The organism is Mycobacterium sp. IDUB_19 (genome assembly GCF_055419445.1).
Genome location: NZ_JBVAXR010000010.1, coordinates 19,309 through 40,031, shown reverse-complemented (window position 1 = coordinate 40,031; position 20,723 = coordinate 19,309). Strand labels below are relative to the sequence as shown.

Annotated in this window: 23 protein-coding genes; all 23 read right to left on the bottom strand. The window is 66.1% G+C overall.

The features are described from left to right. Positions 1 to 8: 8 nt before the first annotated feature. Positions 9 to 308 carry an NADH-quinone oxidoreductase subunit NuoK gene (gene nuoK, locus ACZY0B_RS10735; RefSeq protein WP_025735676.1) on the bottom strand — a complete coding sequence of 100 codons (300 nt, stop codon included), beginning with the start codon at positions 306 to 308 and terminating at the stop codon, positions 9 to 11. Next, positions 305 to 1,078 carry an NADH-quinone oxidoreductase subunit J gene (locus ACZY0B_RS10730; RefSeq protein ID WP_463764085.1) on the bottom strand — a complete coding sequence of 258 codons (774 nt, stop codon included), beginning with the start codon at positions 1,076 to 1,078 and terminating at the stop codon, positions 305 to 307. Before ACZY0B_RS10730 ends, nuoK begins: the two co-directional genes overlap by 4 nt. Then, positions 1,075 to 1,620, bottom strand: coding sequence for an NADH-quinone oxidoreductase subunit NuoI (gene nuoI, locus ACZY0B_RS10725; RefSeq protein ID WP_463764084.1), 546 nt, complete (start codon positions 1,618 to 1,620; stop codon positions 1,075 to 1,077). Before nuoI ends, ACZY0B_RS10730 begins: the two co-directional genes overlap by 4 nt. Next, complete coding sequence (gene nuoH, locus ACZY0B_RS10720; RefSeq protein ID WP_463764083.1) at positions 1,613 to 2,872, bottom strand: NADH-quinone oxidoreductase subunit NuoH; 1,260 nt, start codon at positions 2,870 to 2,872, stop codon at positions 1,613 to 1,615. The genes nuoI and nuoH overlap by 8 nt, the downstream gene beginning before the upstream one ends. Continuing rightward, on the bottom strand, positions 2,869 to 5,286 hold the full coding sequence (locus tag ACZY0B_RS10715; protein ID WP_463764082.1) for an NADH-quinone oxidoreductase subunit G: 2,418 nt from the start codon (positions 5,284 to 5,286) through the stop codon (positions 2,869 to 2,871). Before ACZY0B_RS10715 ends, nuoH begins: the two co-directional genes overlap by 4 nt. 7 nt (positions 5,287 to 5,293) lie before the next feature. Further along, positions 5,294 to 6,637: an NADH-quinone oxidoreductase subunit NuoF gene (gene nuoF / locus ACZY0B_RS10710; RefSeq protein WP_463764081.1), complete on the bottom strand. Its 1,344-nt coding sequence runs from the start codon at positions 6,635 to 6,637 to the stop codon at positions 5,294 to 5,296. Continuing rightward, on the bottom strand, positions 6,637 to 7,431 hold the full coding sequence (gene nuoE, locus ACZY0B_RS10705) for an NADH-quinone oxidoreductase subunit NuoE (RefSeq protein WP_463764080.1): 795 nt from the start codon (positions 7,429 to 7,431) through the stop codon (positions 6,637 to 6,639). Before nuoE ends, nuoF begins: the two co-directional genes overlap by 1 nt. Beyond that, complete coding sequence (gene nuoD / locus ACZY0B_RS10700; RefSeq protein ID WP_463764079.1) at positions 7,428 to 8,753, bottom strand: NADH dehydrogenase (quinone) subunit D; 1,326 nt, start codon at positions 8,751 to 8,753, stop codon at positions 7,428 to 7,430. The genes nuoE and nuoD overlap by 4 nt, the downstream gene beginning before the upstream one ends. Further along, a complete protein-coding gene (locus ACZY0B_RS10695) occupies positions 8,753 to 9,481 on the bottom strand; it encodes an NADH-quinone oxidoreductase subunit C (protein WP_463764078.1) in 729 nt (242 codons plus the stop codon). The genes nuoD and ACZY0B_RS10695 overlap by 1 nt, the downstream gene beginning before the upstream one ends. Then, positions 9,478 to 10,032: a NuoB/complex I 20 kDa subunit family protein gene (locus ACZY0B_RS10690; protein ID WP_463764077.1), complete on the bottom strand. Its 555-nt coding sequence runs from the start codon at positions 10,030 to 10,032 to the stop codon at positions 9,478 to 9,480. The genes ACZY0B_RS10695 and ACZY0B_RS10690 overlap by 4 nt, the downstream gene beginning before the upstream one ends. Positions 10,033 to 10,040: 8 nt before the next feature. Further along, complete coding sequence (locus ACZY0B_RS10685; RefSeq protein ID WP_463764076.1) at positions 10,041 to 10,418, bottom strand: NADH-quinone oxidoreductase subunit A; 378 nt, start codon at positions 10,416 to 10,418, stop codon at positions 10,041 to 10,043. A 200-nt stretch (positions 10,419 to 10,618) separates the two neighbouring features. Further along, a complete protein-coding gene (locus tag ACZY0B_RS10680) occupies positions 10,619 to 11,020 on the bottom strand; it encodes an Rv3143 family two-component system response regulator (protein WP_463764075.1) in 402 nt (133 codons plus the stop codon). Positions 11,021 to 11,050: 30 nt separating this feature from the next. After that, positions 11,051 to 11,587: a YceI family protein gene (locus ACZY0B_RS10675; RefSeq protein ID WP_463764074.1), complete on the bottom strand. Its 537-nt coding sequence runs from the start codon at positions 11,585 to 11,587 to the stop codon at positions 11,051 to 11,053. A gap of 8 nt (positions 11,588 to 11,595) precedes the next feature. After that, positions 11,596 to 11,997, bottom strand: a complete 402-nt coding sequence (locus tag ACZY0B_RS10670; RefSeq protein WP_463764073.1) for a nuclear transport factor 2 family protein — start codon at positions 11,995 to 11,997, stop codon at positions 11,596 to 11,598. A 9-nt stretch (positions 11,998 to 12,006) separates the two neighbouring features. Beyond that, positions 12,007 to 12,345, bottom strand: a complete 339-nt coding sequence (locus tag ACZY0B_RS10665; RefSeq protein WP_463764072.1) for a DUF6285 domain-containing protein — start codon at positions 12,343 to 12,345, stop codon at positions 12,007 to 12,009. After that, on the bottom strand, positions 12,342 to 13,331 hold the full coding sequence (locus ACZY0B_RS10660; protein WP_463764071.1) for a phosphotransferase family protein: 990 nt from the start codon (positions 13,329 to 13,331) through the stop codon (positions 12,342 to 12,344). The genes ACZY0B_RS10665 and ACZY0B_RS10660 overlap by 4 nt, the downstream gene beginning before the upstream one ends. After that, positions 13,328 to 14,566, bottom strand: coding sequence for an acyl-CoA dehydrogenase family protein (locus tag ACZY0B_RS10655; RefSeq protein WP_463764070.1), 1,239 nt, complete (start codon positions 14,564 to 14,566; stop codon positions 13,328 to 13,330). Before ACZY0B_RS10655 ends, ACZY0B_RS10660 begins: the two co-directional genes overlap by 4 nt. Before the next feature lie 10 nt (positions 14,567 to 14,576). Next, entirely contained in the window at positions 14,577 to 15,206 is a 630-nt protein-coding gene (locus ACZY0B_RS10650; RefSeq protein ID WP_463764069.1) for a TetR/AcrR family transcriptional regulator, read from the bottom strand. After that, positions 15,206 to 16,105 (bottom strand): hydroxymethylglutaryl-CoA lyase, encoded by a 900-nt coding sequence (locus tag ACZY0B_RS10645; protein WP_463764182.1) that lies wholly within the window; start codon positions 16,103 to 16,105, stop codon positions 15,206 to 15,208. The genes ACZY0B_RS10650 and ACZY0B_RS10645 overlap by 1 nt, the downstream gene beginning before the upstream one ends. Before the next feature lie 5 nt (positions 16,106 to 16,110). After that, positions 16,111 to 17,316, bottom strand: a complete 1,206-nt coding sequence (locus ACZY0B_RS10640; RefSeq protein ID WP_463764068.1) for a CaiB/BaiF CoA transferase family protein — start codon at positions 17,314 to 17,316, stop codon at positions 16,111 to 16,113. After that, positions 17,313 to 18,518: an alpha/beta hydrolase family protein gene (locus ACZY0B_RS10635; RefSeq protein WP_463764067.1), complete on the bottom strand. Its 1,206-nt coding sequence runs from the start codon at positions 18,516 to 18,518 to the stop codon at positions 17,313 to 17,315. The genes ACZY0B_RS10640 and ACZY0B_RS10635 overlap by 4 nt, the downstream gene beginning before the upstream one ends. Position 18,519: 1 nt before the next feature. After that, the gene (locus ACZY0B_RS10630) at positions 18,520 to 19,611 is read right to left on the bottom strand and encodes a homogentisate 1,2-dioxygenase (RefSeq protein WP_463764066.1); all 1,092 of its coding nucleotides are present in this window, start codon (positions 19,609 to 19,611) and stop codon (positions 18,520 to 18,522) included. Between the two features lie 137 nt (positions 19,612 to 19,748). Then, positions 19,749 to 20,720 (bottom strand): NADPH:quinone oxidoreductase family protein, encoded by a 972-nt coding sequence (locus ACZY0B_RS10625; protein WP_463764065.1) that lies wholly within the window; start codon positions 20,718 to 20,720, stop codon positions 19,749 to 19,751. Between the last annotated feature and the right edge of the window lie 3 nt (positions 20,721 to 20,723).

The following is a 20,723-nucleotide window of genomic DNA, read 5'->3' as shown; positions in this document are numbered from 1 at the left end:
GGCGATCTTTAGCCTTTGAGTAGGTTCGCGTCGTCGACCGACGCCGATTTGCGGGCACGGAAAATCGTCATGATGATGGCCAGGCCGATCACGACCTCGCACGCGGCCACCACCATCGTGAAGAACGCGATCATCTGTCCGTCCAGGTGGCCGTGCATGCGCGCGAAGGTGACGAATGCCAGGTTGACGGCGTTGAGCATCAGCTCGACGCACATGAACATCACGATGGCGTTGCGGCGCAACAGCACTCCGGAGGCCCCGATGGTGAACAGCAGTGCCGAAAGATAAAGGTAGTTAGCCGGATTCATGACGCACCGCCTTTGATGGCCTGCCGGCGGGGAGTCTCTTTGCCGTCCGCGCCGCGGGTTTGCAGCATGCTCGACACCGACTCGTCCGAGTAGGAGCCGTCGGGCAGCAACGCGGCCACGTCCACCGCGTTGTGGCGTGCGTAGACGCCGGGGCTGGGCAGCGGGGTCGGGCGACCGGTTCGGAACCGTTCTTCGGAGAGTTCACGCTGCGTCTTGCGACGTTCGAAACGCTCGCGGTGCGCCAGCACCATCGCCCCGACCGCGGCGGTGATCAGCAGTGCGCTGGTCAGCTCGAACGCCCACAGGTAGCGCGAAAAGATCAGCGCCGCCAGGCCTTCGACGTTCCCGTTGGCGTTCGCGGTGGTCAATCCGACGAAACCCCCGGTCGTCACCTTGCCGATGGCGGCGACCAGAAGAATGCCGAACCCGAGTCCGGTGATCACCGCGGCGACGCGCTGCCCGCGCAGCGTTTCCTTCAGTGATTCCGCGGAGTCCACGCCGATCAGCATCAGCACGAACAGGAACAGCATCATCACCGCGCCGGTGTAGACCACGACTTGAACCACACCCAAAAACAGAGCGTCCTGGATCATGTAGAAGATGGCCAGGATGATCATGGTCATCGCCAGGAACATCGCCGAGTACACGGCGTTGACGGCGGTTACCACCCCGATCGCGCCGATCACGGCGAGGGCGCCCAGCAGCCAAAAGGCGACCGCTTCGCCGGTGGAGGTCCGGATCATGACATCGGTCGCCAGTGTGGTGGTCACCGGGCCTCTCCCGCGTTCTGGTTCTCGCGCAAGCCATCTGCGGTGACGTTGCCCTGGTAGTAGTCCTTGTCGGTGGCGCCTTCGGCCCTGGGGTGCGGCGGCGCGAGCATGTTTTGCAGCAGCGGCGCCAGCAGCCGGTCCTTTTCGTAGATCAGGTCGGCGCGGTTGTCGTCGGCCATCTCGTAGTTGTTGGTCATTGTCAACGCGCGGGTCGGGCAGGCCTCGATGCACAGACCGCAGCCGATGCACCGCAGATAGTTGATCTGGTAGACCCGGCCGTAACGCTCTCCCGGCGAAAACCTTGCCTCGTCGGTGTTGTCGGCGCCCTCGACGTAGATCGCGTCGGCCGGGCAGGCCCAAGCGCACAGCTCGCAGCCGATGCACTTCTCCAGGCCGTCGGGGTAGCGGTTGAGTTGATGACGGCCGTGATAGCGCGGGGCGACCGGGCCGGGCTTCTCCGGATACCCCTCGGTGACACGCTTTTTGAACATCGCGCTGAATGTGACGCCGAATCCTGCGACGGCGTCCAGGAATTTAGCCACGTGCTTTCTCCTTGCTCGCACCGACTGACGACGTCAGAACCTTGGCCGGCAGCGGTGGTGTCGGGAATGCCGGTGGCGGCGGTGCCTCGTCGCGACGCTTGCGAAGCTCGCGCGCCAGTGCGCGATTGCCCGGCGGGCTGAATGGCTTACGCAGCACGAGCACGAGTCCAACGGCGAAGACGATGCTGCAGACCACCAGCAGGGGAGTCCAATGCGCATAGCCCTGGTTGCGCAGCGTGCGGATAACCGCCGCGATCAGCACCCAGACGAGCGACGCAGGGATGAGCAGCTTCCAGCCCAGTGCCATGAACTGGTCGTAGCGCAGCCGGGGCAGGCTGGCCCGCAGCCACATGTAGATGAACAGGAAGACCCACATCTTGGCGGTGAACCAGAGCACCGGCCACCAGCCGGTGTTGGCGCCATCCCACATGTTGAGCGGCCAGGGAGCATGCCAGCCGCCAAAGAACATGAGCGTCGCGAGCGACGAAACCGTCATCATGTTGACGTATTCGGCCAACATGAACATCGCGAACTTCAGCGACGAGTACTCGGTGTGGAAGCCGGCGACGAGTTCACCCTCGGCCTCCGGCAGGTCGAATGGGGCGCGGTTGGTTTCACCCACCATCGAGATCAGATAGATGATGAACGACGGCAGCAACAGGAATACGTACCAGACGCCGTCCTGCGCCTTGATGATTCCCGACGTCGACATGGTGCCGGCGAACAGGAAGACGGCCGCGAACGACAGCCCCATCGACACCTCGTAGGAGATGACCTGCGCGGTGGACCGCACCCCACCCAGCAGCGGGTAGGTGGAGCCGGATGCCCAGCCGCCCAACACGATGCCGTAGACACCGATCGCCGAGAGCCCCAGGATGAACAGCACCGCGACCGGCATGTCGGTCAGCTGCAGCGGGGTGCGGTGGCCGAATATCGACACCTCGGGGCCGAACGGGATGAACGCGAACGCGGTGAACGCGGGGATCGTCGAGATGACCGGCGCCGCAAAGTAAACGAACTTGTCGACGCCGACCGGGGTGATGCTCTCCTTGAGGGCCAGCTTGATCCCGTCGGCCAGGCTCTGCAGGGCGCCCCAGGGGCCGGCCCGATTGGGTCCGGGCCGCAGCTGCATCCAGCCCAGGATCTTGCGCTCGAGCAGGATCGCGAGCAGTACGTTCAGCATCAGGAAGACGAAGATGGCCAGCGCCTTGCCGAGCACCAGCCACCAGGTGTCGTGTCCGAAGGTGGTCATGAGCCCGCTCCGATTCGCACGATGTTGCCGACGGTGACGCCCAGGTCCCGCTGCACCGCGGAGCCCGGCGAGTTCAGCGGCAGCCACACCACCCGGTCGGGCATGTCAGTGATGTTCAGCGGCAGGCTGATTGAGCCGCGCGATGTGCTGACCGTGACGGTGTCGCCCTCGGCCGCGCCGATCTCGGTCGCGGTGCCGGCCGACAGCCGCGCCACGGGTTTGCGTGCTGTTCCGGCCAGATACGGTTCGCCATCCTGTGCACGGCCGTTGTCGAGCATCATCCGCCAGCCGGTGAGCACGGCTTCGCCCTTGCCGGGCTGGGGCGGTTCCCCCGCGTCGACCGGTGCGCCGCTTGCGCGCTCGCCGTCCCAGTTGCCCAGCGCCGACATCTCCTCGCGAGCCGTTGCGACGCTGGTCATTCCGAGGTACACGCCCATTTCGTCGGCGAGCGTGTCGAGGACCTGATGATCGGATTGGGCGGCCTGCTGGGTGCTGCCGTGCAGCGCGGGCGCGAAGGGCCGGAATCGGCCCTCCCAGTTGATGAATGCGCCCGCCTTCTGCGTGGTGGGCGCGACGGGGAACACCACGTCGGCGCGTTCGGTGACCTCGCTGCGCCGTAGCTCGAGGCTGACGACGAAGCGGGCGGCGTCCAGCGCCGCCAAGACGGCATCCGGATCGGCGAAGTCGGCGGGTTCGATACCGCCGACCAGCAGCGCTCCCAGGCTTCCGTCCTGCACGGCGGCCAGAATGCCGTCGACGTCACGCCCAGCGGCGGAAGGCAATTCGTCGACATTCCATGCCGCGGCAACCTGTGCGCGGGCGGTGTCGTCGGCCACCAGACGACCGCCGGGCAGCAGCCCGGGCAGTGCTCCGGCCTCCAGCGCGCCACGTTCCCCGGCACGCCGCGGCACCCAGGCCAGCCGGGCCCCGGTGGCATCGGCGAGCCGGGCCGCCGCGGACAACCCACCGGGCACCGTGGCCAGGCGTTCGCCGACCATGATGACCGCTCCGGGGTGGGACAACAGGTCGCCCACCTCGCCGGTGGCCAGACCGTCCAGGGTCGACGGTTCCGCGCCGGGCACGGTTTGGATCAACCGGCCGGACATCTTCGTCAGCGCGCGCGTGGCGAACGGGGCGACCGCGTAGATCGGCACGCCATGCTTGCGGGCGGCCTTGCGCAGCCGCAGGAATACGATCGGCGCCTCGTCCTCGGGTTCGAACCCGACCAGCACGACCACCGGCGCCGATTCCAGATCGGAATAGCTGACCGTGAGTGGCAGGCCCGCGACGCGCGCCGACAGAAACTCCGCCTCTTCGGCCGAGTACGGGCGCGCGCGGAAGTCGATGTCGTTGGTGTCCAACGTGATTCGCGCGAACTTGGAATAGGCGTAGGCGTCTTCCCAGGTCACCCGGCCCCCGACGAGCACACCGGTGTGCCCGCGAGCCGCCTCGAATCCCCTTGTGGCCGCGACGATCGCGTGCGCCCACGACGCCGGCTGCAGCGTACCGTCGGCGTCGCGGACCAGGGGAGTGGTGAGCACATCGGGCTGGGTGTCGTACCGGAACGCCCAACGTCCCTTATCGCAGTTCCACTCCTCGTTGACCTCGGGGTCATCACCGGCAAGCCGGCGCAGCACCTTGCCGCGGCGGTGATCGGTGCGCTCGGCGCAGCCGCCCGCGCAGTGCTCGCACACGCTGGGGCTGGAGACCAGATCGAAAGGGCGGGCCCGGAATCGGTAGGCGGTGCCGGTCAGGGCACCCACCGGGCAGATCTGCACGGTGTTGCCGGAGAAGTACGAGTCGAACGGCTCATTGGCGTAAATGCCGACCTGCTGCAGGGCGCCGCGCTCCTGCATGTCGATGAACGGATCACCGGCGATCTGCTCGGAGAACCGCGTGCAGCGAGCGCACAGGATGCACCGCTCGCGGTCCAGCAGCACTTGCGAGGAGATGTTGATCGGCTTCGCGAACGTGCGCTTGACATCTTCAAAGCGAGAATCGGCGCGGCCGTTGGACATGGCCTGGTTCTGCAGCGGGCACTCGCCACCCTTGTCGCACATCGGGCAGTCCAGCGGATGGTTGATCAGAAGCAGCTCCATCACGCCGTGCTGCGCCTTGTCCGCGGCCTCGGAGGTGAGCTGAGTGCGCACCACCATGTCTTCGGTGCAGACGATGGTGCACGACGCCATCGGTTTGCGCTGACCCTCGACCTCGACCATGCACTGCCGGCAGGCCCCGACCGGATCCAGCAGCGGGTGGTCGCAGAACCGCGGAATCTGGATGCCCATCAGCTCGGCTGCGCGAATCACCAAGGTTCCCTTGGGAACCGAGATCTGGGTGCCGTCAATGGTCAGCGTCACCATGTCTGGCGGCGTCACCTCGTCGCCAGTCTGGGTTTTGGCCGCACTAGTCATCGGGCTGTCACGCCTTTCCGTTCGACGTAAGCATGGAGTCTCGTGGGTCGAACGGGCAGCCGCCTCCTTCGACGTGGGCGATGTACTCGTCGCGGAAGTGCTCGATCGACGACATCACCGGGCTGGCCGCACCATCGCCCAACGCGCAGAACGACTTTCCGAGAATCGCGTCGGAGATGTCCAGCAGCTTGTCGAGATCCTCGAGGGTCCCCCTGCCGGTTTCCAGCCGTTCGTAGATCTGGTCCAACCAGAAGGTGCCCTCACGGCACGGCGTGCATTTCCCGCACGATTCGTGTTTGTAGAATTCGGTCCAGCGCCGCACCGCGCGCACCACACAGGTGGTCTCGTCGAAGATCTCCAGCGCCTTGGTGCCCAGCATCGAGCCGACGGCGCCCACACCCTCGTAATCCAATGGCACGTCGAGGTGTTCGTCGGTGAGCAGCGGTGTCGACGACCCGCCGGGCGTCCAAAACTTCAGACGGTGCCTGGCGCGGACCCCGCCGGCGTAGTTGAGCAACTCGCGCAGCGTGATGCCCAGCGGGGCCTCGTACTGGCCGGGGCGGGTGACGTGCCCGGACAGCGAATACAGTGTGAAGCCAGGCGATTTCTCGCTGCCCATCGATCGGAACCATTCGACGCCGTTGAGAATGATCGCCGGCACGCTGGCGATGGTCTCGACGTTGTTGATCACCGTGGGGCAGCCGTAGAGCCCGGCCACCGCGGGGAACGGCGGCCGCAAGCGGGGCTGTCCGCGACGGCCCTCGAGCGAGTCCAGTAGCGCGGTCTCCTCGCCGCAGATGTAGGCGCCGGCGCCGGCGTGTACCACCAGCTCCAGGTCGAACCCGGATCCGTTGATGTCGCGACCCAGGTAGCCGGCGGCGTAGGCCTCGGCCACCGCGTTCTGCAAGCGGCGCAACACGGGTACGACTTCACCGCGCACGTAAATGAAAGCGTGGCTGGCCCGAATGGCATACGAGGCGATGATGACGCCCTCGACGAGCAGGTGCGGTGTCGCCAGCATCAGCGGAATGTCTTTACACGTACCGGGTTCGGACTCGTCGGCGTTGACCACCAGGTAGTGCGGCTTGGCGGCCGCGCCGCTGTCGCCCTGCGGAATGAACGACCACTTGGTGCCGGTCGAGAAGCCGGCGCCGCCGCGGCCGCGCAGGCCGGAATCTTTGACGGTGCCGATCACCGCGTCGGGCGCCATCGCCAGCGCCTTCTGCATTGCCTGGTAGCCGTCGTTGCGGCGATAGGTTTCCAACGTCCACGACTCGGGGTCGTCCCAGTACCGGCTGATCACCGGGGTCAACGGCGTCGCTTGCTCGCCGGGCGCGGTGGGGGCGGCCATTACTCTTTCTCCCCGGCGGTCGTGGTGTTCGGTTCCGGCGCCTGCATGCCGTGCTCCTTGGCCACCTCTAGTCCGGCCAACGTGGCCGCGCCGGCGCCGCCCTGGCCTTCATCGGGGCGCTCGTCGGCGAGACCGGCCAGGATGCGCGATGTTTCGCGGAATTTGCACAACGGGGCACCGCGGGTCGGTGCTGCGGGCTTGCCGGCTCGCAGCGAGTCGACAACTTCGCGCGCCGACTCGCAAGTCTGGTTGTCGAAGAACTCCCAGTTGACCATCACCACCGGCGCGAAGTCGCACGCGGCATTGCATTCGATGTGCTGCAGGGTGACCGATCCATCGGAGGTGGTCTGGTCGTTGCCGATGCCGAGATGCTCTTTGAGCGAGTCGAAGATCGCGTCGCCGCCCATGACCGCGCACAGCGTGTTGGTGCAGACGCCGACGAGGTAATCGCCGGTGGGGCCGCGGCGGTACATGGTGTAGAAGCTGCCCACCGCCGATACCTCGGCACCGGTCAGTCCGAGCTGCTCGCCGCAGAACTCCAGGCCCGCCGGTGTCAGATAGGAATCTTGCGCTTGCACCAAGTGCAGCAGCGGCAGCAGCGCCGAACGCTTGTTGGGGTAGCGGCCGATGATCTCCTTGGCATCGACCTCCAGCCGGGCCCGGACATCCGGCGAATACGACTGCGGCGCACCCTCAACCACGAACTGGTTGGGTTCTTCGGGCGGCGGCCCCAGCCGGATGAACACCCGCTCGCCAGAGCCGGCCCCAGGGCTGGAAGAAATGGGGTTAGTCATCGGTCGACTCCTCCCATGACCGGGTCGATACTGGCGACCGCGGTGATCAAGTCGGCGACCATCCCGCCTTCGCACATCGCGGCGACCGACTGCAGATTGGTGAAGGACGGGTCCCGGTAGTGCACCCGGTAGGGACGGGTTCCGCCGTCACTGACCATGTGCACGCCGAGTTCTCCACGGGGTGATTCCACCGCGCTGTAGACCTGCCCCGCCGGCACCCGGATGCCTTCGGTGACCAGCTTGAAATGGTGGATCAACGCTTCCATCGAGCCGCCCATGATCTTGGCGATGTGCTCGGGCGAGTTACCCATGCCGTCGGGGCCGACTGTCAGGTCGGCGGGCCAGGCGATCTTGCGGTCCTCGACCATGTGCGGCCCAGGGCGCAGCTTGCCCAGGCACTGCTCGACAATCTTGATCGACTCCCACATCTCCTTGACGCGAATGATGTAGCGCCCGTAGGCATCACACGTGTCGGCGGTGATCACGTCGAACTCGTAGTTCTCATACCCGCAGTAGGGTTCGCTCTTGCGCAGGTCGTGCGGCAAGCCGGTGGCGCGCAGGATCGGGCCGGTGATGCCCAACGCCATGCATCCGGCCAAGTCGAGGTAGCCCACGCCCTCGGTGCGCGCTTTCCAGATGGCGTTCTCGTTGAGCAGATCGCCCATTTCCCGCAGCACCTGTCTGAGCCCCTTGAGGCCTTCGACGATGTCGGCTTCCGCGTTGGGCGGCAAATCCTGCGCCACCCCGCCCGGGCGCACGTAGGCGCTGTTCATCCTTAGACCGCTGATCTTTTCGAACAGGGTCAGGACGATCTCGCGTCCCCGGAAGCCGACGAACATCGGTGTCATCGCGCCCAGTTCCATACCACCGGTGGCCAGCGCGACCAGATGCGAGGAGATCCGGTTGAGCTCCATCATCATCACCCGGATGACGTTGACCCGCTCCGGGATCTCGTCGGTGATGCCGAGCAGCTTCTCGACGCCGAGGCAGTAGGCGGTCTCGTTGAAAAACGGTGCCAGGTAATCCATTCGGGTTACGAAGGTGACGCCCTGCGTCCAGTACCGGTATTCGAGGTTCTTCTCGATGCCGGTGTGCAGGTAGCCGATTCCGCAGCGCACCTCGGTGACGGTCTCGCCCTCGATCTCGAGGATCAGCCGCAACACGCCGTGTGTGGACGGGTGCTGGGGCCCCATGTTGACGACGATGCGTTCGCCGGGATCCGCGGCGTGGGCGGCCTCGACAACCTGCCCCCAGTCCTGTCCACCGACGACCACGACAGTTTCGGCGCCGCCATCGGGCGTCGAATCAGTGATTGTGCTCATTAGTTGTACGCTCTCCGCTCGTCGGGCGGGGGTATCTGCGCTCCCTTGTACTCGACGGGAATACCGCCGAGCGGGTAGTCCTTGCGTTGCGGATGGCCGTGCCAGTCGTCCGGCATCTCGATGCGGGTCAGCGACGGGTGCCCGTCGAAGATGATGCCGAAGAAGTCGTACGTCTCGCGCTCGTGCCAGTCGTTGGTCGGGTAGATCGCATACAAAGACGGAATATGCGGATCACCGTCCGGCGCAGACACTTCCAGCCGCACGCGGCGATTGTGCGTGATCGACTGCAGCGGGTAGACGGCGTGCAACTCGCGGCCGTCCTCGTGCGGGTAGTGCACGCCGTTGACACCCAGACACATCTCGAAACGCAGTTCGGGTTCGTCGCGAAGACGTTGCGCCACCTGTGGCAGTGCCTCGCGGCGCACATGCAACGTCAGTTCGTTGCGGTCGACAACGACTTTCTCGATGGCGTTTTCGAATTCGATGTCGCCGGCCTTCAGCGAGTCGGCCAGCCGGTCGACCACATCGTCGAAATAACCGCCGTACGGCCGGGGACTGCTGCCCGGCAGCGTGACCTCCCGAACCAGGCGGCCGTAGCCGGATGTGTCGCCCGATCCCGAGATGCCGAACATGCCGCGACGCACGTTGATCACTTCTTCGCCGGGCGACGGAACGGCGCCGCCCACTTCGCTGGCGGCTACCTTCGGGTCTTGCTCCGGTGAGCTCATCGCAGTAGTCCACGCATCTCGATGGTGGGCCGGGCCCCCAGCGCCGCCTGCTCGGCTTCAGCGACGGCGTGCTCGCGGTTGACGCCCAGCGGCATTTCCTGAATCTTCTCGTGCAGCTTGAGGATTGCGTGCAGGAGCATCTCCGGACGGGGCGGGCAGCCGGGGAGGTAGATGTCCACCGGAACCACGTGGTCCACGCCCTGAACGATCGCATAGTTGTTGAACATCCCGCCGGACGACGCGCAGACGCCCATGGCCAGCACCCATTTCGGTTCTGCCATTTGGTCGTAGATCTGGCGCAGCACCGGGGCCATCTTCTGGCTGACCCGCCCGGCCACGATCATCAGATCGGCCTGCCGGGGCGTTGCCGAGAACCGCTCCATCCCAAACCGTGCGATGTCGAACCGCGGCCCGGCCGTTGCCATCATCTCGATCGCGCAGCAAGCCAATCCGAACGTCGCCGGCCACAGCGAGTTCTTGCGGACGAAGCCGGCGATCTTCTCGACAGTCCCCAGCAGGATGCCGGCGGGTAGCTGTTCTTCCAGGCCCACGATTTACCTCAATCCCATGTCAGGCCGCCGCGGCGCCACACGTAGGCGTAGGCCACAAAGACCGTGAGCATGAACACCACCATCTCGACCAGAGCAAACGTTCCCAGCGCGTCGTAGCTGACCGCCCAGGGATACAAGAACACGATCTCGATGTCGAAGACGATAAATAGCATTGCGGTCAGGTAATACTTCACCGGAAACCGCTGCCCGGGCGTCGCATGCGGGCCACTTACCGGGGTTTCGGTCGGTTCGATTCCACATTCGTAGGCCGCCATCTTCGACTTGTTGTAGCGCGACGGGCCGGCGATGCTCGCGATCGCAACCGAGCCGACAGCGAAAGCGGCGGCGATCCCGCCGAGGACCAGGATGGGTATGTAGACGTTCAACTCGCTCCAAGATCCGTCGTTGGGCCGCCTATAAGCGACCAGGCGGCGACCGTGGCTGCTGTGACGAACGGGGTCTGTAGCCCATCACAGTGATCTTCAACATAGCGTTGAGGTCGCTTGGGCGCTTGCTCGGGGTGATGCTAACTGTCCGGCCGCGATCTTCGTCGCGTTTCGGGTCGGGCTACTGTCCTGACGGTGCGCTAGATGGCGGGAGCACGGAGCAACCCGAGCACGGTTCGACCCAGCACGATGGGGTCGATCGGATGCGGTACCGAGGCTTCGGCGCGCGACCAGTTCGCCAGCCACGCGTCGTCCGGGCGTCCGGTGAGCACCAGGATCGGTGGGCAGGTTTCGAGTTCGTCCTTGAGCTGTTTGGCGATTCCCAATCCACCGGTCGGGGTCGCCTCGCCATCGAGGATGGCAAGGTCGATGCCGCCCTCGTCCATGGTGCGGACCACCATCGGGCCGGTCGCCACCTCGACGTAGTTCAACTCGGGCAGATCCGGGTGCAGGCGTTTGCCCAATGCCCGCTTCACTTTGTCGCGGGTATTGGGGTTGTCGCTGTAGACGAGGATCCGCAGAGCGATGGTGGCGTCGGGCACGGTCCAGATGCTACTGGTGCGCGACCGGCTTTATTGGCCAGACCGCACGAAAACGGCCTGCGCCGCTGCCTTGGCCGTCGGCGCGATCATGCCGAACTTGTTCCAGCCGATGTCGAACTGGGATCGATCGATTTTGGTTTCCCCCGCGATCTGGATCGAACCGTCGCCGGCCTCGGTGACGGTGACGGGCAGTGGCAGCGGAGCCGTGACGCCCTTGATGGTGAAGCTGGCGCGCAGGTCCGCGGCCTTGCCTTCGGTCGGGTGCACTGCGGTGACGACGACGCTGATCTCGGGAAAGCGCTCGACATCGAAGAAGTCGGACGAACGCAGGTGCTCGTCGCGTCGGCCGATGCCGGTGTTCAGCGACGCCGTGTGAATGTCCAGGCGGCCGAAGACCGCGCCCTTGCCGGTGAGCTGTCCGTCGCCGGCGAACTCGGTGAAGCGACCCTTGACGTTCAGCAGGCCCCACATGTTTCTGATCTTGAAGGTGACGGCCGAGCGGTCCGGAACGATGTTCCACACCCCGGCCAGGTCGGGATCATTCAGCAGTGTTTCCAGCGTCGTCATCGTCCGTCTCACCTCATCAGCGGCGCGATCTCGGCGGGGTCGAAGTACTCGTCGATCCGATCGATCAATCCGTTTGTGCCCACCCTGATCACGATGCAAACACGCATGGAGATCGATTGCCCCTCATGGCCGGTGGCGTGCAGGACGTGCTGCTGGACGAAGCCGCTGATCGATCCGTCGTCGAAGAGCCGACGGTCGAGGATTTCATAGCGGCGCTCGGTGGTGGCACCGATGAACCAGTCGATGACTCGCAGTGCGCGCGGCTTGTCGTTATCCCGGCTGGCGCCCACCCGCCACACCGCGATGTCGTCGCTCCACAGCCGATCGACCGCGGCCTTGTCGCCGTTGACGATCGACGTGAACAGCTGGTCGGCCGTGTCGACGACGACCTCGGCAGTAGCAGCGGGCATGTCAGGCTCCTATTCGCTGTCGTATCCGGGATGGGCAACCGCTAGTCGATTGCGCACCAGGGTCCTCAGGCCGGACAGGACATCCCCGGCACGCTCGTCGAACTCGCCGGCCCGGATGGCGGCGGCAAGTTGTTCTTCGTCGGGGAAACCCAAGTCGGCCAGCGTGGCTCGCGATTCCGCCTCGCTCTCGTCGAGCAGTTCGCGCTCGACGATGCGCAATGCGTTGGCGGCCACCCGGGAGTGGAAGTTGACCTGTCCGTCGGTCGCCGCCCGAACGTCGGTTTCCAGGAATTCCGCGACTGCGGCCACGAGTTCGGCTGCCAGCGGGCGGCCGTAAGCGCCGATCACGATCGGACCTCCTCGAGCAGGTTGAGGAGGTCCCACTCGGTCTCGCACACGCGGCGGCCGATCGCGGCCAGTTCGACCGAGCGGGATTGGCCGGTCAAGTGCCGTTCCGCCTGGTAGCGGCAGATGACACCCCAGCGCAGGGTGGCCAGCACCAGCCACCAGTGCAGCGCCACCCGGTCGACGGCAGTCCCGCTGGCCTGCTCGTAGTCGCGCACGAAGCTCTCGATGCTGCCGAGGCCGCCGGCACCGAGGCTGGCTGGAGCGCCGAATCGCCAGGCGCGGATGCAGAACCAGGCCAGGTCTTCGTAGGCCTCGCCGAGGTGTACCAACTCCCAGTCGAGGACCGCGGCCAGGTCGGATCCGTCGACGATCAGGTTGCCCATCCGGTAGTCACCATGTACCAGAACCGTCGCCGACGGGTGCGGTTGATGGGCGGCCAGCCAGCGAAACGCCCATTCAAAGGTCGCGGTGGTGTCATTCATCGCGTCGAGCCGCTCGCGCCACTCGACGAGCTGGTCCTGGTGGGTCAGGCCGGGTATTTGCGGGTCGGCCCGGTGGATGGCGGCCAGCGCCTGCGCGCATTGCCGGAGCAGTTCGGTTCGGTGCGCGTATCCGTCGGCGGCATCGAGCCGGCGCTGGATGCGCCGGACGATCGTCTCGCCCTTGATCTCATCGCAGACGAGAAACGGATTGCCCAGCGGCGCAATCGAATCGTCGGCGACCAGGATGTGGGGGACCGGTGCCCCGGCCGCCGCGGCGGCGGCCTGCGCGCGGGCTTCCAGCTCCATGCCGGCGTGCACGTCGTCGGGTGGTCCGGTGCGCAGGATCAGCGCGCGGCGCTGGCTGCCGGTGACCGCGTCGAACGCCCAGGTGGTGCGGCTGGCGCCGCCGGTGAGCGCCCGCAGATTCTCGATCGTGGTGCCGGCGCCGAGTGCCGGCTCCAGCACGCTTACCAGTTTGGGGGCCAGCTCGTTGCCGTCGGTCACTGCTTGCCAAACTTGAACAGCCGCTGGGCCACTCGGCGAATCTGGATTTCCTCGGCTCCCTCGGTGATGCGGTAGCGGCGGTGGTGGCGGTAGATGTGCTCGAACTGCTCATGACGGCTGTAGCCGAGGCCGCCGTAAACCTGCATGGCGCGGTCGGCGGCATCGCAGACCAATCGGTTGGCGCGATAGTTCGCCATCGACACTTTGTCCGACACCTCCATGTGGTGGTCCCTATCCAAGTGCCAGGCGGCGAATTGCACCAGCAGCCGCACCATCTGCGCTTCGGTCTGCAGCTCCGCCAGCGGCCATTGCACGGCCTGGTTGACCGACAGCGGTTTGCCGAACACCGTGCGTTTGGCAGCGTATTCGGCGGCGCGGTCGATGCAGTATTGCGCCGCGCCCAGGCTGCTCGCGGCTTGTCGAATCCTGTTCTCGTGCAAGAACGTTTGTGCGACCTCCAGGCCGCGGTCGACCTCACCGAGCACCGCGTCGGTGGGGATGCGCACATCTGTCAACTCGACTTCGCCGTGGTCTGTCGGCATGTTGAATGTCCACCAGTAGTAGGGGACCGTGAATCCGGGCGTGTCGGTCGGGACCAGAAACGCGGTGATACCCCGGGCTTGCCCCGGCTCACCGGACGTCCGGGCGAAGACCAGGTCATGCGTGGCGCGGTGCACCCCGGTGTTGAATCGCTTGGAGCCGTTGATCACCCAGCTGTCCCCGTCGCGTTGGGCGTGGGTCTCCAGCCAGGTCGCGTCGGATCCGTGCTGCGGCTCGGTAAGCCCGAAAGCCATGGACCGCTCCCCGGTGATCAACGCCTCTGACCACACCCGGCGCTGCTCATCGGTGCCGAACCGCTCCATCATGATCACCTGCGGAAAGTTCCCGACGATCGATGACTCGTTCTGCAGGTCGTTGTGCAATCCAAGGCCCTTGTGCGCCAGGTGCTCCCGGATCACCGCCATGTCGACGTTGGTACCGTCGCGGCCGCCGAGCGAGGCCGGCAATCCGTAGCGCAGCCAGCCCGCCTTGTCGGCGCGCCGACGCATCTCGGCGAGTAGCTCCTCCCACTCTTGCGTCGGGATGCCGTCGTTGTCCCAATCGGTGCGGGCGTGCTCACGGCGCTGGTCGAAATACTGGATATTCTCGCGTTCCAGCGGCTTGATCTCCGCCTCGATGAACGCATCCATCTCGGCCAGCAGGCCCGGAAGATGTTCTGGGAGGGTGAAATCCACGATGATCTCCTTATGCGCCGTACAGGGTCTTCTTCCAAACCGTCGACAGGGTAACGATGGCGTCGTCGTCGCTGATCTCCATTCCCAGACCAGACTGCCCGACGAAGACGGTGGTGAAGTTCTCGAACAGCAGCGCGATGGCCGCCGCGGTGTGCTGCGGGTTCAGCTCGCGGCCGTAACCTTGCTCCTGGGCGCGCCGCACCGATGCGGCCACGATATCCATCCCGAAACGCCGAAACTCGTTCTGCACAGCCGCGAACCGTTGTTGGGTGGTGGCCAGTTGGGCGACGGCGATCATGATGCCGATGTTCTGCTTGAAGATGTTCCAGTATCCGGTCACCACCGAGGTGAAGAACGCATCATCATCCGGCGAGTCGGGCAGGTGCAGGCTCAACCCGGACGGGGCGACGACCTCGTGCAGGAACGACTCCGCCAGGGCGGCCAGCAGGTCTTCCTTGTCGGCGAAGTACCGGTAGAAAACCGCCGGTGACTTTCCCGCGGCCGAGGTGATGTCGGCCAGCGTGGTGCCGTGAAAGCCTCTTTCGGCGAACAGTTTTCGTGCTGCCAGTTCGATGGCCTGCCTGGTCTGGCGGCCTTTGGATGTCAGCGCCCGCGTCGATTCGGGGGCGGGCGTGGACATCAGTTTCTGATCCGGTCGCCGGCGCGCAGCAGCGCGCTCGGCAGGTCATGGCGGACAGCCGATTTCGCGACATCAGCGGCGGCGATCGCGGCCTGCAGGTCGACGTCGACATCGATATCGCTGTCGGTCAGCAGGTAGACCAGGTCCTCGGTGGCGATATTGCCCGTGGCGCCCGGCGCGAACGGGCAACCGCCCAGCCCACCGACCGAGGCGTCCAGCCGGGTGACTCCAGCGCTGACCGCCGCGTACGCACTGGCCAGGCCGGCACCGCGAGTGTTGTGGAAGTGCGCACCCAGGGGCAGGTCGCCGATCACCGGACGCAGTTGAGCTATCAGCGAACTGACCCGGCCCGGGGTGGTGGTGCCGATGGTGTCGGCGATCGACAGGCGATCGGCCCCGCGGTCGCGGGCGGCCGTGGCGATCTCCAGCACCCGCTGCGGCGGGGTGGGGCCTTCGAACGGCGAGTCCCACGCGGTGGCGATGACGACCTCAACGGTGACGTCACTGCCGTGTGCGATGGCGACGATGTCGTCGATCTGGTCGGTGGCCTCGGTGCTGCTGCGCCCGACGTTGGCCTTGCTGAACGTGTCGTCGGCGGCCACCACGTATTCGATCGACCGTAGCCCGGCGGCAACGGCGCGCTTGGCGCCGTTGGGGCTGGCGACCAGGGCGGAGAATTCGATGTCGGGGTAGTTGTGCAGGTGCGCGGCGAGTTCGGCGGCGTCGGCCATCGACGGCACCTTCGTCGGGGACACGAAAGCCGTCACCTCCACCTCGCGTACGCCGGTGGCTGCCACCGCCGCGAGCAGTTCCAGCTTCGCCGCCAATGGGATTGGCTTTTCGATCTGCAGCCCGTCGCGCAGCGCCACCTCACGGATATCGACGTGCTGATTCTGCACTGGTTTCACAGCACCCCCTCGGCGCGCAACTCCTCGAGCTCTTCGGCGGTCTTGCCCAGCAGCCCCAGATAGATGTCGTTGTTGTGTTGGCCCGGGCAGGCCGGCCCGGCGTGGCGGACACTTCCGGGCGATTCCGACAGCACCGGAATGACGCCGGGGCCCAAGACATTGCGCTCGATGCGTTCGTCGTAGTGCTCGACCAGCATGCCGCGCGCCCGCAGCTGAGGGTCTTCGACCACTTCCGCGACGGTGTTGATCGGGCCCGCGATCACGCCTGCGGCAGAAAGGGTTTCGACGATGTCCCCGGGCTGCCGCTCGGCGGCCCAGGCGCCGATGATCTTGTCGAGTTCGTCCTGGTTGCGGCCGCGGGCGGTGTGGGTGGCGAACCGGTCGTCGCTGGCCAGCTCCGGGCGTCCCATCGCGGTGCACAGCCGGGCGAACACGGTGTCCTGGTTGGCGGCGATCACCACCCAGGAGTCGTCGGAGCTGCGATAGATGTTGGACGGCGCGATGCCTTCCAGCCGAGTGCCTGACGGTCCGCGTACCACGCCGCCGACGTCGTAGTCGGGAATCGTGGATTCCTGGATGGCCAAACATGATTCGGTGAGCGCGACGTCGACGACCTGGCCCCGCCCGGTCACGCTGCGGCGGTACAGTGCGGCCATCGCGCCCTGGGCGCCGAACATGCCGGCCAGGCTGTCGCCGAGCGAGAGCGCAATCCGGGGCGGCGGTCCGCCGGGAAAACCGTTGAGGTGCCGCAGTCCGCTGGCGGCCTCGGCCACCGAGGCGTAGCCGGCCTTGTGTGCGTCGGGCCCGGTCTGTCCGTAGCCGGACACCCGGACCAGGATGATGCCCGCGTTACGTGCGCTGAGCACGTCGTAGCCCAGGTCCCACTTCTCCAGCGTTCCCGGACGGAAGTTCTCCACCACGATGTCGGACTTCTCGACGAGCTCGAGGAACAGTTCGCGGCCGGGCGGCCGGCGCAGGTCGAGGGTGATGGCTTTCTTGTTGCGCGCGGCCACGGTCCAGAAGACGTGGTGCCCGGCGTGTTCGGCCTGGCCCCAGTTGCGCAGCGGGTCAGGTGCGCCCGGCGGCTCCACCTTGATCACCTCTGCGCCCATGTCCCCGAGTAAGCGGCCGGCGAACGGACCCGCGATCAGAGTGCCAAGTTCGAGCACTCGGATGCCGTCCAGCGGTCCGCTCACGGTCATTCGGCGCTCGCGAAATCGTGTCGGATCAGCCAGTCGGTAACGATGTCGACGGCCTTGCGCAACTTGTCGCGTTGGTCAAGGCCTGCGTAATAGTGTGTAGCGCCGGGGATTTCGTGCATCTCCTTGTCGGGATGACCGATCGCCTCGAACAACCGCCGGGTGTGGCTGGGGGTGCAGGCGTCGTCGGCCAGGTTGCCGATCACCAGCGCGGGGATCGCGATGTCGTGTCCGCAGTCCACGCCGTCGCCGCGCGCCTCGTCGTAGCTCCATTGCGACAACCAACCGCGCAGCGTCGAGAAGCGGGCCAGTCCGACCGGGCTCATGTTCACCACCTGGGGGTCACCCAGGTAGCAGGTTCCCGGGGTGCGCTCGTTGGGATCCACGGTGGGATCCAGCCATCGGGGGTCGGCCATGGTGCCGTGCACGACGAATCCGAATTCGTCGTCGGGGCGGCCCTGAGCGCTCAATTCTGCCAGCTTCTCTTTGACCCATGCGGTGATGCGGCGGTTGCGATCGATCTGCGCTTGACGGTACCGGTCCAGGAATTCCTGGCTGTAGGGCGGTTGGTTGGGGTTGTCGGGGTTGTAGATATCCAGCTCGGGATCGCGCTTGGTGGGATCGGATTCGTCGAGGATGGATGCGTCGAGCCATTCGGTCAGCGTGCCGTGCCGGCTGATGTGCGCGGCCAGCAGCATGATGCCGTCGGCTGCGGGCAGCTCCAGCGCGGTCAGGTCCGGGCCGTCGCCGGTCGGGCTCGATGTGATCGTCGCGTGCTGGGCCTGCTGCTGGTAGAACACCGACAACGAGCCACCGCCACTCCACCCGGCCAGCACCACTTTTTGATAGCCCAGCCGGTTTTTCGCGTCCTTGATGCACTCGCCGAGATCCTCGACCACCTTCTCCATCAGCAGCGCCGAATCCGTGCCGCGGAACCGGCTGTTGCAGTAGATGACGTGGTGGCCGGCCCGGGCCAGCGCGTTGATCATCGGCAGATACGCGCCGCCGCCGATCGGGTGCATGAACACCAGCACGGTGTCCGACGGCTTGTCTTTCGGTTTGAGCAGATAGCTTTCCAGCACGGTGATCTCGGCCAGTCCGCCGTAGACATCGCGGACGCTGGAATTGTTCTGGAAGGCAACCAGATACGGGATTCGTTCGTAGTCGTGCTTGACGGCTTGCTTCACAGTTTGCGTGCTCCCCATGTCAGTGTTGTCCCAGGTCGTGTGCCAGTACTTCGGGTGACGGTGTCAGCCGCCGGCGGGTGTCGACGGCGATGACCTGCCAGTCGACGCGTGAGTGCTCGTCGAATTTGCGACGTGCTCGTTCCCGCGCCTTCTCCGGCGCGCCGTGGTGAACCCCTTGCGGCGCATGGGTAATCAGGCCCGGGGGCATCGGGATGCCGTAGAGCGAGCCGCCGTGGAAGAACGCGATTTCGTCGTAGTCGACGTTGCGGTGATACCAGGGGGTGCGTTCGGTGCCGGCCACACCCTCGGCGGGCTTGGGCAGGAAGTTCATCACGTAGACGCCGGTGGCCTGCATGAACAGATGCACGGTCGGCGGCAGGTGGACGCTGTCGGAGGTGATGACGTTGTAGTCGTCGATGTTGAAGGTGAAGGCGAAGTTGTCGCCCCGCCAGCCTTCGACATCGAGCGGATTGTGTTGGTAGAACAGCGTTGTCGGGCCGCCCTCGTGGACGAGCCGGACCTCGTACTCGTCGCGGCCGTCGTCTTCGATCGGAGCCGGCTCGGGGATGGTGGCCTGCGAGGGGTCGAACGGGAAGTGCCGGCCCAGCGGGCCCGGCGGTGGCACCCGGAATTCGTCGGTGGCCTCGATCATCAGCAGCGTGGTTTCGCGATCCGGCACCTGGCGCCAGGTGCACGCCTTCGGGATGTAGATCCAGTCGCCGTCGCGGTAGCGCAGCGGGCCGAACTCGGTCTCCAGCAGTCCGGTGCCTTGGTGGACGAAGGACAGCAGATCCCCGTCGACATGGCGGGCGAAGTAGGGCATCGGCTCGGCGCGACGGCTCAGCAGCACGCGACAGTCCTCGTTGCTGAACATCAGCAGCGGTCCACCGTTGGCGTCGGTGGCGTCGCTGGGCTTGAGCTCGCTGGACAGCACGTCGACCGGCCGCAGCGGTCCGGTCGACCGGTAGGCGGTGGGATCGTGGCGGCGGTAGATGTTGGCCGTCCGTCCGGTGAACCCGCCCCGGCCCAGCTCGTCGTCCTTGAGGCCGTCGAGGTCGGCATGCAGGCGATGCGGTGTCTTGCCTTTGCGCAGGTGAACGAAGGATTCCATGGTGACTCCCGGGTGGTGGACGGGTTCGTCAGGCGATCAAAACTGAAAGTGACATTACTTTCTCTTTTCGAGGCGCACAAGGGTGCGGCCCGGTTGTCGCTCGGAGGCGGGCAAAAGGCCGCTCGCTTGCGCGGCCGCTAGCCGCGGACGCGGAGGACGACTTTTCCTTTAGCGGTGCGATTCTCCATGGACGCGACCGCGGCGGCGGCTTGGTCCAGCGGGAAGACCTCGGGCTGCGGGGCAGCCAACTGGCCCGAGCTGAGCAGGCGCTCGAGTCCGGCCCACTGCTCATCCAGCGCGTTGGGGTGCGTCGCCGTCCAGGCGCCCCAACCGACACCGACCACGTCAATGTTGTTGAGCAGCAGGCGATTTACCTTCACGGTGGGAATCTCGCCACCGGTGAAGCCGATGACCAGCAGCCGTCCGCCCGCAACGAGCGAGCGCAGGGAATCGGTGAACCGGTCACCGCCGACCGGGTCGACGACCATGTCGACGCCGCGGCCGCCGGTCAATTCCTTCACCGCGTCCTTGAAGCCGTCGGCCAACACCACATCGGTTGCGCCCGCCGCGGTCGCGACCTGGGCCTTCTCTTCGCTGCTGACCACCGCGATGGTGCGGGACGCCCCGAGCGCGGGCGCCAGCCGGAGCGTCGAGGTTCCGATCCCGCCGGCCGCGCCGTGCACCAGCACCGTCTCGCCCTGATGCAGGCGGCCGCGCACCGTCAGCGCGAAGTACATCGTCAGGTCGTTGAACAGCAGGCCGGCGCCCGCCTCGAAGCTCACGTTGTCCGGCAGCTTGAACGCCCGGTCGGGGGAGAGCACCGCCACCTCGGCCATCCCCCCGGTCAGCATCGTCAGGCCGACAACCCGATCACCGGGACGTACATGACAGTCGTCCGGCGCCGATCGAACGACCCCGGCGATCTCGGCCCCCAGCACGAACGGCGGGTCGGGCCGGTACTGGTAGAGGCCGCGGGTGAGCAACGCGTCCGGGAATGCGGCGCCGGCGGCGTGCACCTCGACGACGATCCCGTCGCCGGTGGGTTCGTCGACCTCGCCGACCTCGATCGCGTCTGGACCATCTAGCCGCGTCACCCGTGCTGCACGCATGCT